The following is a 13,648-nucleotide window of genomic DNA, read 5'->3' as shown; positions in this document are numbered from 1 at the left end:
TTTCATCGGCAATTCGGGACCGAAACGCAAGTCACCAGCCCGCGAGGACTCGCGCGCTATCGCTCTCGCTCAGATTGCCGGCGCTGCATCGCCGTCCTACACTCGCCAGCCGGGACGGGTCGAGAGATCCGTCAAGGCCCGCTCGGAGAATCCGTCGATGGACCTGATCCGCAGTCGCGCGTTCGAATTCGTCGAGCAGGTCGGGTCGCTTCCCGACGCGGCGGGCGTTGTTGACGCAATGGGCCGCGTGCTCGGCCAGTATGGGTTCGATTATTTCTGCTGCGCCTACGTCGCCCCTCTGTCGACCGAGCCTGCGCGCGACGCTGTTCTCGCCGAACGGCTGCCGGCCGGCTTCCTGGATATGTATTCGGAGGGGCAATATGTCTGGGACGATCCGGCGCTGCGCTATTGCAAGGCGACGGTCCGTCCCTTCCGCTGGTTCAGGGAGGCGCCTTACGATCCGGAGCGGGAGCCGCGCGCCGCGGAGCTGGTGCAGCGGGCCCGCGATTTCGGAATGGTGGACGGCTTCATGATCCCGGTCGCCTCGCCCACGGGGCGCATGGGACAAGTCTATTTCGGCGGCGCCGCGATCGAACTGCCGGAACGCGAACTGCCCGCACTCCATCTCATGGCGCTCTACGCGTTCGACCGGGCGCTGCGGCTGCGCGGCCTGCCTGCTGTCCCGCAGCTCGTGCTGTCACTGCGCGAGCGCGAGGTGCTGACGCAGGCAGCCCTTGGCCGATCCACCGACGAGATCGCCGATGCCCTGAACATCACGGGGCGCACCGTGAAGGCCCACGTCAAGAGCTGCTGCAAGAAGCTCGGCGCGGCGACCCGCACGCAGGCCGTGATGATCGCCATGCGCGACCGCCTTATATCGCCATGACGCCGATGGCGTGGGGACGCCTCCGTGCATGACTTCGGTATCGAGCGACGCTGACCGTCACGCCGCCCGGATCGAGCTCATGAAGCTTGCGACGCCGCGCTTGAGCCGGTCGCTCTCATTCGCCAGCGACTGCGCGGCCGATTGCACCTGCGCGGAGGCGCCGCCGGCTTCCGCCGCGCCGCGCTGAACGTCCGCGATGCTGGTTTCGACCTGCGAGGTGCCTGCGGCGGCGGACTGCACGTTCCGCGAGATTTCCTGGGTGGCCGAGCCCTGCTGCTCGACCGAACTTGCGATGGTGGCCGAAATCTCCGAGATACGCGCGATCGTCGCGCCGATCTCCTTGATCGCCGCGACCGAATCCTGGGTCGCCGACTGGATGTCGGCAATCTGCTGGCTGATCTCGCCGGTTGCCTTCGCGGTCTGCTCCGCAAGCGACTTTACTTCCGAGGCCACCACCGCAAAACCCCTGCCGGCGTCGCCGGCACGGGCCGCTTCAATCGTCGCGTTCAGCGCCAGGAGATTGGTCTGCCCGGCGATGGTCTGAATGAGATCGACGACGTCGCCGATCCGGCTCGCCGCCCTCGACAGCTCGCTGATGCGGGTGTCGGTCTTCTGCGCCTGCGTCACGGCTTCGCCGGCGATGCGCGCGGAGGCCTCGACCTGGCGACTGATCTCGCCGATCGAGGACGCGAGCTCCTCGCTCGCCGCCGCCACCGAATGCACGTTGGCGGAGGCTTCGCCCGACGCGTTGGAGGCCCGATTGCTGACCTGCTCGACGGTCGCGGAGGTCATCGACAGGGTCGTCGACGACTGTTCGAGCTGGCCGGCTGCGACCGACACGAGCTCGATGATCTCGCCGACCTCGCTTTCAAACTGGTCCGCGAGACGGTGCATGTCGACCTTGCGCGCTTCGGCCTGACGCTGCTCCGTCGCAGCCTGCTCCTCGCGCAGGCGGTTGGTCTCGCGCATTGCGTCGCGGAACACCTGCACCGTCCGCGCCATTTCGCCGATCTCGTCGCGGCGATCGGCATGGACCACGGGCGCATCGAGTTGGCCGTCGCTGAGCAAGGCCATGCGATCCTTCAAGCCCGCCAGCGGCTTTACCACGCTGCGGGCAACGGCCCAGGAGATCGCGATCGAGATCAGCATCAGCACGGCGATGACCATGAACGCGGTCTGCGCCATCGACCAGAAGGAATTGTCGACCTCCAACATGTATTCGGTCGAGGTAATCGTCATATTCCACGGCGCGAAGCCGCGCGTGAAAGCGACCTTTTCGAGCGGCGTGGGATCGGTGCCGTTGCGGCGGAACGAATAGCGCAGCGTACCCTGCCCTTTCCTCGCAATGTCCATCAACGCGACCGCGAAGAGCATGCCGTTGGCGTCCTTGTTCCCACGCATGTCCTTGCCGACGAAATTCGGAATACCGGGGTTGGAGACGCAAAGCCCGGTCTCGTAATCATAAATGAAGACGAAATTGACGCGGTTTTCCTGCCAAACCTTGTCGTTAGCATCGAGAAAGCGTTTCTTGGCCTCGTCTTCGGTCATCAGGCCGGCCTTGTAGGCCTTGTAGTAGCCATCGGCCAGATTCCAGATCGAATCAACGGCCGTATGCGCCTTCTCGACGCGCTCCACGACGAGTTGATTGCGGGCGATCCACAAAATCGTGGAGGCGACCAGGATCATACAAACGGCACTGACAACGTTCATGAGGGCGAGCTTGGCGCCGATCGAACGAAGCGAAAACAGTTTCTTGAAACTCGGCATTCTGCCTCTTCGGTGTTGCAGGGCACCCTCACTGGATCCAAGTGGCAGGCGCGAGGTTACTAGAGGCAAAATGAAGCAAATTCGTTAAGAACCGAGTTACGCGGCGCGGCCCAGGGCTCGACTTGGCAGCTCGACTTGGCAGCTCGACTTGGCAGCTCGACTTGGCGCAAGACCGTCAAAATGCTGCTGTCAACGGCTGACGGGCAGCCCCGATCTGTGGCAAACCTTCGGGTCTTACCGAGAGATTAACGAGGCCAAGCATGCCCGCACCCAAGCCGCCTGCTTTCGAAACCCTGAGCCTGCATGCGGGCCAGCATCCGGATCCCGCGACCGGCGCCCGTGCGGTGCCGATCTATCAGACCACGTCCTACGTGTTCCAGGACACGGACCATGCGGCGGCGCTGTTCAATCTCGAGCGCGCCGGGCACATCTATACGCGGATATCGAATCCGACCACGGGCGTGCTGGAGGAGCGGCTTGCGGCGCTGGAGGGCGGCGTCGGCGCAATCTGCACCTCCAGCGGCCAGGCGGCGATGCATCTGGCGATTGCCACACTGCTCAATGCCGGCGACCACATCGTGGCGTCGAGCTCGCTCTATGGCGGCACCATCAACCTGCTGGCACACACGCTGCCGCGCTTCGGCATCACCACGACGTTCGTAAAGCCGCGCGACCACGATGCGTTCCGTGCTGCGATCAGGCCGAACACCAGGCTCGTGATCGGCGAGACCATCGGCAATCCGGGGCTGGAGGTGCTTGATATCCCGAAGGTCGCGGGCATCGCGCATGATGCGAAAATTCCGCTCCTGATCGACAACACTTTTGCCACGCCCTATCTCAGCCGGCCGATCGAGTTAGGGGCCGACATCGTCATGCATTCGGCGACCAAGTGGATCGGCGGCCATGGCATCGCGATCGGCGGCGCGGTCGTCGATGGCGGCCGCTTCGACTGGCGCGGGTCGGGCAAGTTCGCCGTGCTCACCGAGCCCTATGCCGGCTATCACGGCATGGTCTTCGACGAGCAGTTCGGCACGGCGGCCTTCATCATGCGCGCGCGCACGGAAGGATTGCGCGACTTCGGCGCCTGCATGTCGCCGACCAATGCGTTCCAGCTCTTGCAGGGCGTCGAGACGCTTCCCGTGCGCATGGACCGTCACATGCAGAATACGCACTCCGTGCTGGAAGCGCTGAAAGCCAACAAGGCCGTCGACTGGGTGCTACATCCCTCGCTGGAGACCCACCCGGACTATCAGCTCGCAAAGCAGCTGCTGCCGCGCGGTGCCGGCTCGATCGTTTCCTTCGGCATCAAGGGCGGCCGCGCTGCGGGGCGCAAGTTCATCGAACAGCTGCGCATGATCAGCCATCTCGCCAATGTCGGCGACGCCAAGACCCTGGTGATCCATCCCGCGAGCACCACGCATCAGCAGATGGATGCCGAGCAGCTCAAGGCGGCCGGCATCGGCGAAGAGCTGGTGCGCCTGTCGGTCGGCATCGAGACGGCCTCCGACATCATCGACGATCTCGCCCAAGCGCTGCGCATCTCGCAAAAGGTCTGAAGCCAAAAGGTCTGAAGTCATGAAGCTCTCCGTCAACGGCGCCGAGGTGTTTGTCGCAACCGGCGGCCGCGAATTCGACAAGTCCCTGCCCGCCGTGGTGTTCATCCACGGCGCCGGCTTCGATCACTCGACCTGGGCCCTGCATACGCGCTGGTTCGCCCATCACGGTTTTGCCGTGCTGGCTCCCGACCTGCCCGGCCACGGCCGCTCGACTGGCCCGTCCCTGTCCAGCATCGCAGAGATGGCCGACTGGACCGCCGCACTGCTCGGAGCGGCCAGCGTTGCGAAAGCGCACCTGATCGGACATTCGATGGGATCTCTGATCTCGCTGGAGACCGCGGCGCGCCACCCCGACAAGGTCTCCGCGCTGAGCCTGATCGGCACGGCCGCGACCATGACGGTCGGGCCTGATCTGCTAAAGGCCGCAGAGGCCAACGACCAGGACGCCATCGACATGGTTTCGATCTGGGGCCTCGGCTTCAAGGCCGAGCTCGGCGGCAGCCTCGCGCCGGGGCTATGGATGCATGGCGGAGCCCAGGCCGTGCTGAGGGATTGCGAGCCAGGCGTGCTGTTCAAGGATTTATCGGCCTGCAACTCGTATGGCAACGCACTCGCTGCTGCGGCGAGCGTGAGGGTGCCGACCACGCTGATCCTCGGCGAACGGGACATGATGACGCCGGCGAAAGCGGGCAAGGTGCTCGCCGCCGCGATCCCGCAGGCGCGGACCATCGTGGTGCCGGGCGCGGGTCATATGATCATGGCCGAGCGCCCGGATGAATTGCTGGCCGCGCTGAAAGGCTGAGCCCTGATCAGGAACCCGGATTCCACTTCCAGACGATGCTGGAGACGTCGATCGACTTCGGGATCAGGCCGAGCCGCGCGAAGCGATCGGCGATCGCCTGCTGGCTTTTGATCACCTCCGCATCGAGCGGCACGACGCGATAGTTGGAGCGATCGACGAAGCGCCTGATCGCCTCGATATCGACGCCGGTCGCCTCGGCCTGCGCCTTGGCGACCTCCTCGTGATGGCTCTCCGCCCAGACGCCTTCGGCCGCGAAAGCTGCGTTGAGCTTTGCGACCAGCGACGGATATCTTTCGACGAAGTCGGAGCCTGCAATGTAGAACGAGTTCGGCTTGTGCACGTCCTTGTCGAGGACCAGCACGCGTGCGTTCTCCTTCAGCTCAGCAAGTGCGAAATAGGGGTCCCAGATCGACCATGCATCGACCGAGCCCTTCACGAAGGCAGCCGTCGCGTCCGCCGGCGCGAGCGGCGCCGGAGTGATATCGTTCCACGTCAGGCCGGCCTTCTCCAGCGCGGCAACCAGGAGATTATGCGCACTCGAGCCCTTGCCAAAGGCGACGCGCTTGCCCTTGAGATCGGCGAGCGAATGGATGGGCGAATCCTTCGGCACGACGATCGCTTGCGACGTACCGTCCGATTTCACCGCCGCCACATAGCGAATCTTGGCGCTGCCGGCCTGCGCGAAGATCGGGGGAGCATCGCCCACGAAACCGAAATCGACGCTGCCGACATTGATGGCTTCCAGCAAGGGCGGACCGAACTGGAAGTCGACCCATTTGATCTCGATTCCGAGCGGCCGGAAGGCGCCCTCGATCGTGTGACGCTGGCGGACCGCCGGGAAGAAGCCGCCCTTCTGTGTGCCGATGCGGATTTCGGTCGGCTTGTCTTCGGCGCGCGCAGGAGCGGCCAGCACGGTTGCAAGCAGCAACGCGGTGCTCAGGATATATCGTCGTGTGATCATGGCAGATGATTCCTTTCGAGCATCGCTTCAGATTGCGAAGAGCGATTGGTTGAAGAGATGGCGCCGTTCGGAGAACACTGCGCGCGCGGCGCGCTCGGCATCGCGGGCCGAGCGGAACTGGCGGCCTTCGAGGCTGTCGAACAGGCGCTCGGAGGAGAAGAAGCGGAAACCGTGCGCATCGCGTGCGATGATGCCGGCGGTGCGGTCGTGGACTTCGATGATGTAGGCTTTGGTCATGACTGCTCGTTCGCCGGGAGTTCCGGCGTTCCTGTCTCTGGAATTTGCGATTGCGGTGCGGCTGAAGTGACGATCAGCAGCAACAACACGGGCCGGTCGCCGCAGAGAAGCAGCGACGCGTCATGCGCTTGCGCATGTCGCTTTGAACTCGCTGGTCATTCGTTCTCATGCTGCGGCCTTCGGCATCGCGGGAGCAGTTTCGGTACGTCCAATATCGGGCGATCGACGCGATCGGTCAATGAAATGGGTATCCATATTTCGCGTGGCGGCGCATGCGGGCTTCTCCGCGTGCAAGCACCGGCAAATGGAATCATCTCGCGGCGAAGTCACCTCGCCCCGCTTGCGGGGAGAGGTCGGAATTCAAGCGAAGCTTGAATTCCGGGTAAGGGCCTTCCGCGAGTCCTATATCACCGTGATTGAGGATAGAGCCCCTCACCCCAACCCTCTCCCCGTAAGAACGGGGAGAGGGAGGAGTTGGAAAGAATCACCACATCGTCGCGGCCGCGCGGGCGGGCCAGGCGCGGTCGTACTCTTCGCCGCCGACCTTGTTGTCGCTCATCTCGGCGAGGATCTGACCGGGCGTCGGCAAGGTCTTGGGGTCGACGCGCTTGTCGGGATTCCAGAGGTCTGAGCGGACGATGGCGCGGGCGCACTGGAAATAGAGCTCATCGACGGTCATGACCATGACGCTGCGCGGCGCCTTGCCGTCGACCTCAAAGGAGGCGAGCAGCTCCGGATCGACCGAGACGTGCGCCCGGCCGTTGACACGGATCGCGTTGCCGGAGCCGGGGATCAGGAACATCAGGGAGACGCGCGGATCGCGAACGATGTTGCGCAAGGAATCGATGCGGTTGTTGCCGCGACGATCGGGCAACATCAGCGTCTTCGGATCATGGATGCGCACGAAGCCGGGCAGATCACCGCGTGGCGAGCAGTCGATGCCCTCCGGGCCAATGGTGGCCAGCGCGGCAAAGGGCGACGTCTCGATGAAGACGCGGTAGAGCGGCGTGACATGATCGGCGACCTTCACGGTCGAGGCATCGTTGGTGACGCCATAGATGGCCTCGAGCTCCTCGACCGTCGCAATCACCGTCATTCCACCTGCTCCTTTGCTACTCGCGCCAGCATTCGTTGCGGATCACACGGACGAGCTGGCGACTGTGATAATCGGCGCTGCCGGCATTGACAATCGTGACGTCGGCACGCGCCGAAGCGTCGTCGACATGTCGTTCGAGCCGCTCCTGGATATTGCCATCGCTGCGGCGCGCCCGCGCTGCGAGACGCTGGGCGAGGACGTCAGGCGGCGCCGTAATCGCGACCACCACGACGTTGCCATAGGCCTGGCGCATCGCGCCGATCACCGTACGCGAGACGTTGACGACGACCGTGCGGCCGGCGCGGATATCGTCATTGATCTCGATCGGCAGCGCATATGAGAGGCCATGCGCCTCCCAATGCGCAGCGAAATCGCCGTGGTCCAGTCCGCGGCGGAATTCATCCGAAGTCAAGGACACGTTGTCCTCGGCGGCGGACGCCTCCCGCGTCACGATCCGACGCGGAAAGACGATGTCGTGGTCCTCGGCGAGGGCAGCTTTGGCAAGACCAAGCAGCGTATCCTTCCCGGCACCGCTGGGACCAACGACCAGAACCAGGCGTCCGGGCCCGATCACCGCGGTCTGTTGTGGCGCAATCGACGGGCTCTCGCTCATGCGACGCGGCCTCCTTCCCGCCAGACGCTGCGGACCACAGGCACGCTGCCTGCGACATGGACGCGGATCAGATCGGCGCGCTTGCCGACCGCGATCTCGCCACGATCGGAGAGCCCGACCGCCTCGGCCGGCGCCTTCGTCACCGTGCGAATCGCGGCCGGGAGGCTGATCGCCGGCGCATGCTGCGGCAGTTGCAGCGCGGCCATCAGGAGGCTCGACGGGATGTAGTCCGACGACAGGATGTCCAGGAGCCCTTCGCGCGCGAGATCCACCGCGGCGATGTTGCCCGAATGCGAACCGCCGCGCACCACGTTCGGCGCGCCCATCAAGATGTCGATGCCGGCTGCGTGCAGGCCGCGCGCAGCTTCCACCGTGGTCGGAAACTCCGCGACCGCGATGCCGTCGCGGATCGCGTCGGTGACGTTCTCCTCGGTGGTGTCGTCGTGGCTCGCCAGTGGAATCCCGTATTCCTGCGCCAATGCGACGATCTCGCGCATGTTGGTGGCAGCATAGGTCTGCTGGTACGTGAAGCGCCTGGCAAAGAGCTCATCGAGCTGGGCGTCAGTCATGCCACCGCCCTTGCCGCGGTAGTAGTCGCGCAGCTTGACCTCGTCGCGGAACTGGCGCTGGCCCGGCGTGTGGTCCATCAGTGACATCAACCGGACATCGGGGCGGCCGACCAGCTCCCTGGCCTCCTCCACCACGCTCGGCATCGGAATCTCGCAGCGCAGATGCAGGAAGTGATCGGCCCGCAAGAGATCGTGCTCGCGTGCGTTGGCGATCGCAGCGGCGAGCGTGCCGGCACGGCCGTCGACCTCCTCGGCGCCGTCCTCGCGCCAGACCCTTAAGGAATCCAGCACCGTGGTGATGCCTGACGTCGCAAGCTGCCCGTCATAGGAGATGACGGCGGCGACGGGATCCCAGAACACCTTTGGACGCGGCACGTAGTGCGCTTCGAGATGATCGGTGTGCAGCTCGATCAGGCCGGGCGTGATCAGATCGCCGCCGGCATCCTCGGCGCCTGCTGGCGCCCTGCCCTCGCCGATCTCGGCGATGTGCCCCTCGCTAAGCGCGATCCAGCCTTGCTCGATCACGCCGTCAGCCAGCACGATCCTGGCGTTGGCGATCACGGTTTCATTCGGCTTGGCGTTCATTTCCAGGTCCTTCAGGCCGCGGCGGCAAAACTTGTGACGTCGACGATGCGATCGGCGATCAGATGGCGGATCTCGTCGTCGTGGACGATCGCGACCATGGCGACGCCGTGGTGCTTTTTCTCGGCGATCAGCTCGACGACGACGGCGCGGTTCGCCGCATCGAGCGAAGCGGTCGGCTCGTCAAGCAACAGGATCGGCAGCTCCGGAATGAAGCCGCGCGCGATGTTGACGCGCTGCTGCTCGCCGCCGGAGAAAGTCGCCGGCGGGAGTTGCCAGAGACGCTCGGGGATGTTCAGCCGATGCAGTAACGCCCCCGCGCGCTGTTGTGCCTCGGGCCGCGCCACGCCGCTCGCGATCAGCGGCTCGGCGACGACGTCGACGGTCGCAACGCGCGGCACCGCGCGCAGGAACTGGCTGACATAGCCGATCGTGTCGCGCCTGACGTTGAGGATCTGACGCGGTTCGGCGCTGGCAAGATCGATCAGCGCGCCGCGATGGCGGATGCCGATGCGGCCGCCGTCGCAACGATAATTGCCGAAGATCATTTTCAGGATCGACGACTTGCCTGCACCCGACGGGCCCGACAGCACGACGCATTCGCCGGGATTGACGTGGAACGTCACGCCCCGCACGACGGGCAGCTCGACGCCACCCTGAAGGTGCATCGTGAAGGTCTTTTGCGCATCGGCGACGTCGATCATGGCGGTCATCGGGCGGCTCATGGCGGCAGAATCGAGGAGACGAGGAGTTGAGTATAGGGCTCGCGCGGGTCGTCGAGGACCTGGTCGGTCAGGCCGGTTTCGATGACGCGGCCGCCCTTCATCACCATCACGCGATGCGACAACAGCCGGGCCACCGCGAGATCGTGGGTGACGATGATGACGGCGAGATGCAATTCGGCAACAAGGTTGCGCAAGAGATCGAGCAGGCGCGCCTGCACGGAGACATCGAGGCCGCCGGTCGGCTCATCCATGAAGACGAGGCGCGGCTCGGTGACGAGGTTACGGGCGATCTGGAGACGCTGGCGCATGCCGCCGGAATAGGTACGCGGCGCGTCGTCGATGCGCGCGACGTCGATCTCGACGCGCTCCAGCCAGTTTGAGGCGGTGTCGCGGATGCGGCCGTAGTGGTTCCATCCCACGGCCATCAGCCGTTCGCCGACATTGGCGCCGGCTGAGACCGCCATGCGCAGGCCCTGTGCGGGATCCTGGTGCACATAGCCCCAATCGGTGCGGAACAGGAAGCGCCGCTCGGCCTCGCCGAGCGTTGCGAGATCACGCGTCACGCCGTCGCGCATCCGGTAGGAGACGCAGCCGCTGCTTGCGGCCAGCTGGCCCGACAGGAGCTGCAGCAGTGTCGACTTGCCCGAGCCGGATTCGCCAACGATCGCCAGCACCTCGCCAGGATAGAGTGCGAAGGAGACGTCGCGACAGGCCGCGATCCTGCCGTAGGATTTGCCTAAGGCGTCCGCGACCAGCAGCGGCTGATCGTTCTCAAGCATAGGCTCAGCCATGCGCCTTCTCCTTGTACGGCGCGGCGCTCAGGCTGCCATGGTGGCCGGCCGTCTGACGTTCCTCGCAAAAATCAGTGTCGGAGCAAACGAACATGCGTCCGCCCTTGTCGTCGGTGACGATCTCGTCGAGATACGAATTCTCGGCGCCGCACAGCGCGCAGGGCGCGTTGAAGCGGTAGGGCTCGAAGGGGTGATCCTCGAAATCGAGCGACACCACCTGTGTGTAGGGCGGGATCGCATAGATGCGCTTCTCGCGGCCGGCGCCGAAGAGCTGGAGCGCCGGGCAATTGTCCATCTTTGGATTGTCGAATTTCGGCGTCGGCGACGGGTCCATCACGTAGCGCCCGTTCACCTTCACCGGATAGGCGTAGGCGGTGGCGATATGGCCGAACCGGGCGATATCCTCGTAGAGCTTGACGTGCATCAGGCCGTATTCGGCGAGTGCATGCATGCGCCGGGTCTCGGTCTCGCGCGGTTCGAGGAAGCGCAGCGGCTCCGGGATTGGCACCTGATAGACCAGCACCTGGTTTGGCCCGAGCGCCGTTTCGGGAATGCGGTGACGGGTCTGGATCACGGTCGCATTCTCAGTCGCAGTCGTGGTGGCAACGCCGGCGGTCTTGGCGAAGAATTTGCGGATCGAGATCGCGTTGGTGGTGTCGTCGGAGCCCTGGTCGATCACCTTCAGCACGTCATCGGGTCCGAGGATCGCGGCCGTGACCTGCACGCCGCCGGTGCCCCAGCCATAGGGCATCGGCATTTCGCGGCTGGCAAACGGGACCTGGTAGCCGGGAATCGCGATCGCTTTCAGGATCGCGCGGCGGATCATCCGCTTGGTCTGCTCGTCGAGATAGGCGAAATTGTAGGCAGGCGCGTTCATTCCGCGGCCTCCTTCATCGGCTCGGCGTCATTGGCCTCGGCGAATTCCTGACGCAGCTTGCGCAGGAGACCAAGCTCGGACTGGAAGTCGACATAGTGCGGCAATTTCAGATGCTCGACGAAGCCGGTCGCCTGGACGTTATCCGAATGCGACATCACGAATTCCTCGTCCTGCGCGGGCGCCAGCACCTCCTCGCCGAGCTCACGGGCACGAAGCGCGCGATCGACCAGCGCCATCGACATGGTCTTGCGCTCGCTCTGGCCGAAGGCGAGGCCATAGCCGCGGGTGAAGCACGGCGCTTCCGTGGCCGACCCCTTGAACTGGTTGACCATCTGGCACTCGGTCAGTTCGATCGCGCCCAGCGGCACGGCAAAGCCGACGTCTTCGGCGAAGAATTCGACCTCAACCTCGCCGAAGCGGATCTCGCCGGCGAAAGGATGGTTGCGGCCATAGCCGCGCTGGGTGGAATAGCCCATCGCCAGCAGAAAGCCTTCGTCGCCGCGCGCGAGATTCTGTAGCCGAAGATCTCGATCGGCCGGAAAATTCAGCGGCTCTCGCGTGAGATCGCCGACGGGTACGCCATCTTCTGCTTGCGGTGACGGTTCGATCAGGCCGTCGCGACCCAGAATATCGGTCACGCGCGGCGTCGCCGCAGGCGAGGCATCGGCTGTGGCGGGCTCTTCCGGCACGAAACCTTCGGCAAGAGCCGGATCGAGCAGGCGATGGGTGTAGTCGAAGGTCGGCCCGAGAATCTGGCCGCCCGGAATATCCTTGAACGTCGACGACACCCGCCGTTGCACCCGCATCGCGCCGGTGTCGACCGGCTCGCTTGCGCCGAAACGCGGCAGCGTGGCGCGGAAGGCGCGAACCAGGAAGATCGCCTCGATCAGGTCGCCGCGCGCCTGCTTGATCGCGAGCGCCGCGAGCTCGCGGTCATAGAGCGAGCCTTCGCTCATGACGCGATCGACGGCAAGGCCGAGTTGCTCCGAAATCTGGTCGAGCGTGACTTCGGGCACGCGTTGGTCGCCGCGCCGCGCATGCGCCAGCAGGCGATGGGCGTTCTCGATGGCGCGTTCGCCGCCCTTGACTGCGACATACATGCTACCGGCTTCCCTTGCTCAGGACACGCGTGGTGCGCGGGATCGCAACCACGGCGTCATCGGCGACCAGCACCACGTCGATGCCACGCGGAAACAGCGCCTCGTTGATGCGCAGGCGCTCGAACAGGTCGGCTGGCCTAATCGCCGCATGGAGCGTCGTCACGCCGTCGATGCCCGGGCCACGGAGCTCGAAGGCCACCCCTGCGTTGAGGCCCTCGACTTGCAGGATCAACGTAGTCGAGCGATCCGGATATTCGTTGCTGCCGAGCGCAAAGCGCTCGAGCGAAGGAAGCGCGGCAGCATCGGCGATCAGCGCAAAGCTCGCGATCGAGGAATCCTGGATTACCGGCGCGCCGGTGTGGAACTTCAGCCATTTCAGCACGTCGGAGCTTTCCGACATCCGCGCATCGAGCCAGAGCGGCGTATCGTGGTCGAACAGCGTCAGCGCGATCGCCGCCGTGCCGCGCATCATGGCTCCGGGCGTGCCCGCGACGGGAACGATTCGCTGCACCGCGCCGGGCCGCGCCATCGCGTCCATGACCGATCTGAAGGTCGATTGCGCCGACAAAACCTTGTCGGCGAACCCCGGGGGCAGCTCCGCAATCGTGGTCATGGCCTCACCCCTCACCGCGCACCATGGTGTAGAAATCAACCTTCGTTGCCGCCGTTTGCGCGGCGCGCTGCGCTTGCCGCGCATGCAGCTCCGCACGCAACGGCGCAATGACATCGTGCTCGAGGGCGCCCGCGAACTCTTCCGACTGCACCAGCGCGTCGCAGAGCGCGATCAGCCGCGCCTTCTCACCGTCGCGGCCGAGCGTGTAGCCGAAGCCGACCTCGCCGGTCGCAAGCCGCACCGCGGCGCGCGACACGGTGGCCTCGCCCAGGTTGAATGGCGCGCCGTCGCCGCCGACGCGGCCGCGCAGCATCACGAGGCCATTCTCGGACAGGCGCAGATCGTCATGCCGCGGCAGGGCGATAGTGCGAAGACGGCCGGCGATATCGCTTGCATCCGCCTGCACCAGCACGGCCATCGCCGCCTTGCGCCGGGTCTTGAGGCTGTCTTGCGTGGTCACGTCATTCACCAGG

15 protein-coding genes are annotated in these 13,648 nt (G+C 65.1%); 3 read left to right on the top strand and 12 right to left on the bottom strand.

What is annotated here, in order from left to right; genetic code table 11:
* The first annotated feature begins 157 nt into the window (after positions 1-157).
* Entirely contained in the window at positions 158-886 is a 729-nt protein-coding gene (locus tag QQL28_RS29665; protein ID WP_284271227.1) for a helix-turn-helix transcriptional regulator, read from the top strand.
* Positions 887-943: 57 nt separating this feature from the next.
* Here QQL28_RS29665 and QQL28_RS29660 read toward each other — a convergent pair whose 3' ends face one another.
* Complete coding sequence (locus QQL28_RS29660; RefSeq protein WP_284271226.1) at positions 944-2,653, bottom strand: methyl-accepting chemotaxis protein; 1,710 nt, start codon at positions 2,651-2,653, stop codon at positions 944-946.
* A 260-nt stretch (positions 2,654-2,913) separates the two neighbouring features.
* Between QQL28_RS29660 and QQL28_RS29655 the strand changes: the two genes are divergently transcribed.
* Both QQL28_RS29655 and QQL28_RS29650 read left to right on the top strand, forming a co-directional pair.
* Positions 2,914-4,209 (top strand): O-acetylhomoserine aminocarboxypropyltransferase, encoded by a 1,296-nt coding sequence (locus QQL28_RS29655; RefSeq protein WP_284271225.1) that lies wholly within the window; start codon positions 2,914-2,916, stop codon positions 4,207-4,209.
* Between the two features lie 19 nt (positions 4,210-4,228).
* The gene (locus tag QQL28_RS29650) at positions 4,229-5,011 is read left to right on the top strand and encodes an alpha/beta fold hydrolase (RefSeq protein WP_284271224.1); all 783 of its coding nucleotides are present in this window, start codon (positions 4,229-4,231) and stop codon (positions 5,009-5,011) included.
* Between the two features lie 7 nt (positions 5,012-5,018).
* Here the strand turns inward: QQL28_RS29650 and QQL28_RS29645 are convergent, their stop codons facing one another.
* From QQL28_RS29645 to phnG, 11 genes are all read right to left on the bottom strand, one after another.
* On the bottom strand, positions 5,019-5,972 hold the full coding sequence (locus QQL28_RS29645) for an aliphatic sulfonate ABC transporter substrate-binding protein (RefSeq protein ID WP_284271223.1): 954 nt from the start codon (positions 5,970-5,972) through the stop codon (positions 5,019-5,021).
* A 27-nt stretch (positions 5,973-5,999) separates the two neighbouring features.
* Positions 6,000-6,209 carry a hypothetical protein gene (locus QQL28_RS29640; protein ID WP_284271222.1) on the bottom strand — a complete coding sequence of 70 codons (210 nt, stop codon included), beginning with the start codon at positions 6,207-6,209 and terminating at the stop codon, positions 6,000-6,002.
* A 484-nt stretch (positions 6,210-6,693) separates the two neighbouring features.
* Positions 6,694-7,305, bottom strand: coding sequence for a pyridoxamine 5'-phosphate oxidase family protein (locus tag QQL28_RS29635; RefSeq protein WP_284271221.1), 612 nt, complete (start codon positions 7,303-7,305; stop codon positions 6,694-6,696).
* Between the two features lie 16 nt (positions 7,306-7,321).
* Positions 7,322-7,918: a phosphonate metabolism protein/1,5-bisphosphokinase (PRPP-forming) PhnN gene (phnN, locus tag QQL28_RS29630; protein WP_284271220.1), complete on the bottom strand. Its 597-nt coding sequence runs from the start codon at positions 7,916-7,918 to the stop codon at positions 7,322-7,324.
* Positions 7,915-9,072 carry an alpha-D-ribose 1-methylphosphonate 5-triphosphate diphosphatase gene (locus QQL28_RS29625; RefSeq protein ID WP_284271218.1) on the bottom strand — a complete coding sequence of 386 codons (1,158 nt, stop codon included), beginning with the start codon at positions 9,070-9,072 and terminating at the stop codon, positions 7,915-7,917. The genes phnN and QQL28_RS29625 overlap by 4 nt, the downstream gene beginning before the upstream one ends.
* An 11-nt stretch (positions 9,073-9,083) precedes the next feature.
* Positions 9,084-9,782 carry a phosphonate C-P lyase system protein PhnL gene (phnL, locus tag QQL28_RS29620; RefSeq protein WP_284271217.1) on the bottom strand — a complete coding sequence of 233 codons (699 nt, stop codon included), beginning with the start codon at positions 9,780-9,782 and terminating at the stop codon, positions 9,084-9,086.
* Between the two features lie 8 nt (positions 9,783-9,790).
* Positions 9,791-10,585, bottom strand: a complete 795-nt coding sequence (phnK, locus tag QQL28_RS29615) for a phosphonate C-P lyase system protein PhnK (RefSeq protein ID WP_284271215.1) — start codon at positions 10,583-10,585, stop codon at positions 9,791-9,793.
* Positions 10,578-11,462, bottom strand: a complete 885-nt coding sequence (locus QQL28_RS29610; protein ID WP_284271214.1) for an alpha-D-ribose 1-methylphosphonate 5-phosphate C-P-lyase PhnJ — start codon at positions 11,460-11,462, stop codon at positions 10,578-10,580. Before QQL28_RS29610 ends, phnK begins: the two co-directional genes overlap by 8 nt.
* Complete coding sequence (locus QQL28_RS29605) at positions 11,459-12,562, bottom strand: carbon-phosphorus lyase complex subunit (protein WP_284271213.1); 1,104 nt, start codon at positions 12,560-12,562, stop codon at positions 11,459-11,461. The genes QQL28_RS29610 and QQL28_RS29605 overlap by 4 nt, the downstream gene beginning before the upstream one ends.
* A gap of 1 nt (position 12,563) precedes the next feature.
* On the bottom strand, positions 12,564-13,175 hold the full coding sequence (phnH, locus tag QQL28_RS29600) for a phosphonate C-P lyase system protein PhnH (RefSeq protein ID WP_284271212.1): 612 nt from the start codon (positions 13,173-13,175) through the stop codon (positions 12,564-12,566).
* Between the two features lie 4 nt (positions 13,176-13,179).
* Complete coding sequence (phnG, locus tag QQL28_RS29595) at positions 13,180-13,593, bottom strand: phosphonate C-P lyase system protein PhnG (RefSeq protein WP_431309665.1); 414 nt, start codon at positions 13,591-13,593, stop codon at positions 13,180-13,182.
* Positions 13,594-13,648: the final 55 nt, after the last annotated feature.

It is taken from the genome of Bradyrhizobium iriomotense, assembly GCF_030160715.1.
GTDB classification, from domain to species: Bacteria; Pseudomonadota; Alphaproteobacteria; order Rhizobiales; family Xanthobacteraceae; genus Bradyrhizobium; species Bradyrhizobium iriomotense.
Note: the sequence above shows the minus strand (reverse complement) of the source record. Positions and strands in the feature narration are given on the sequence as shown.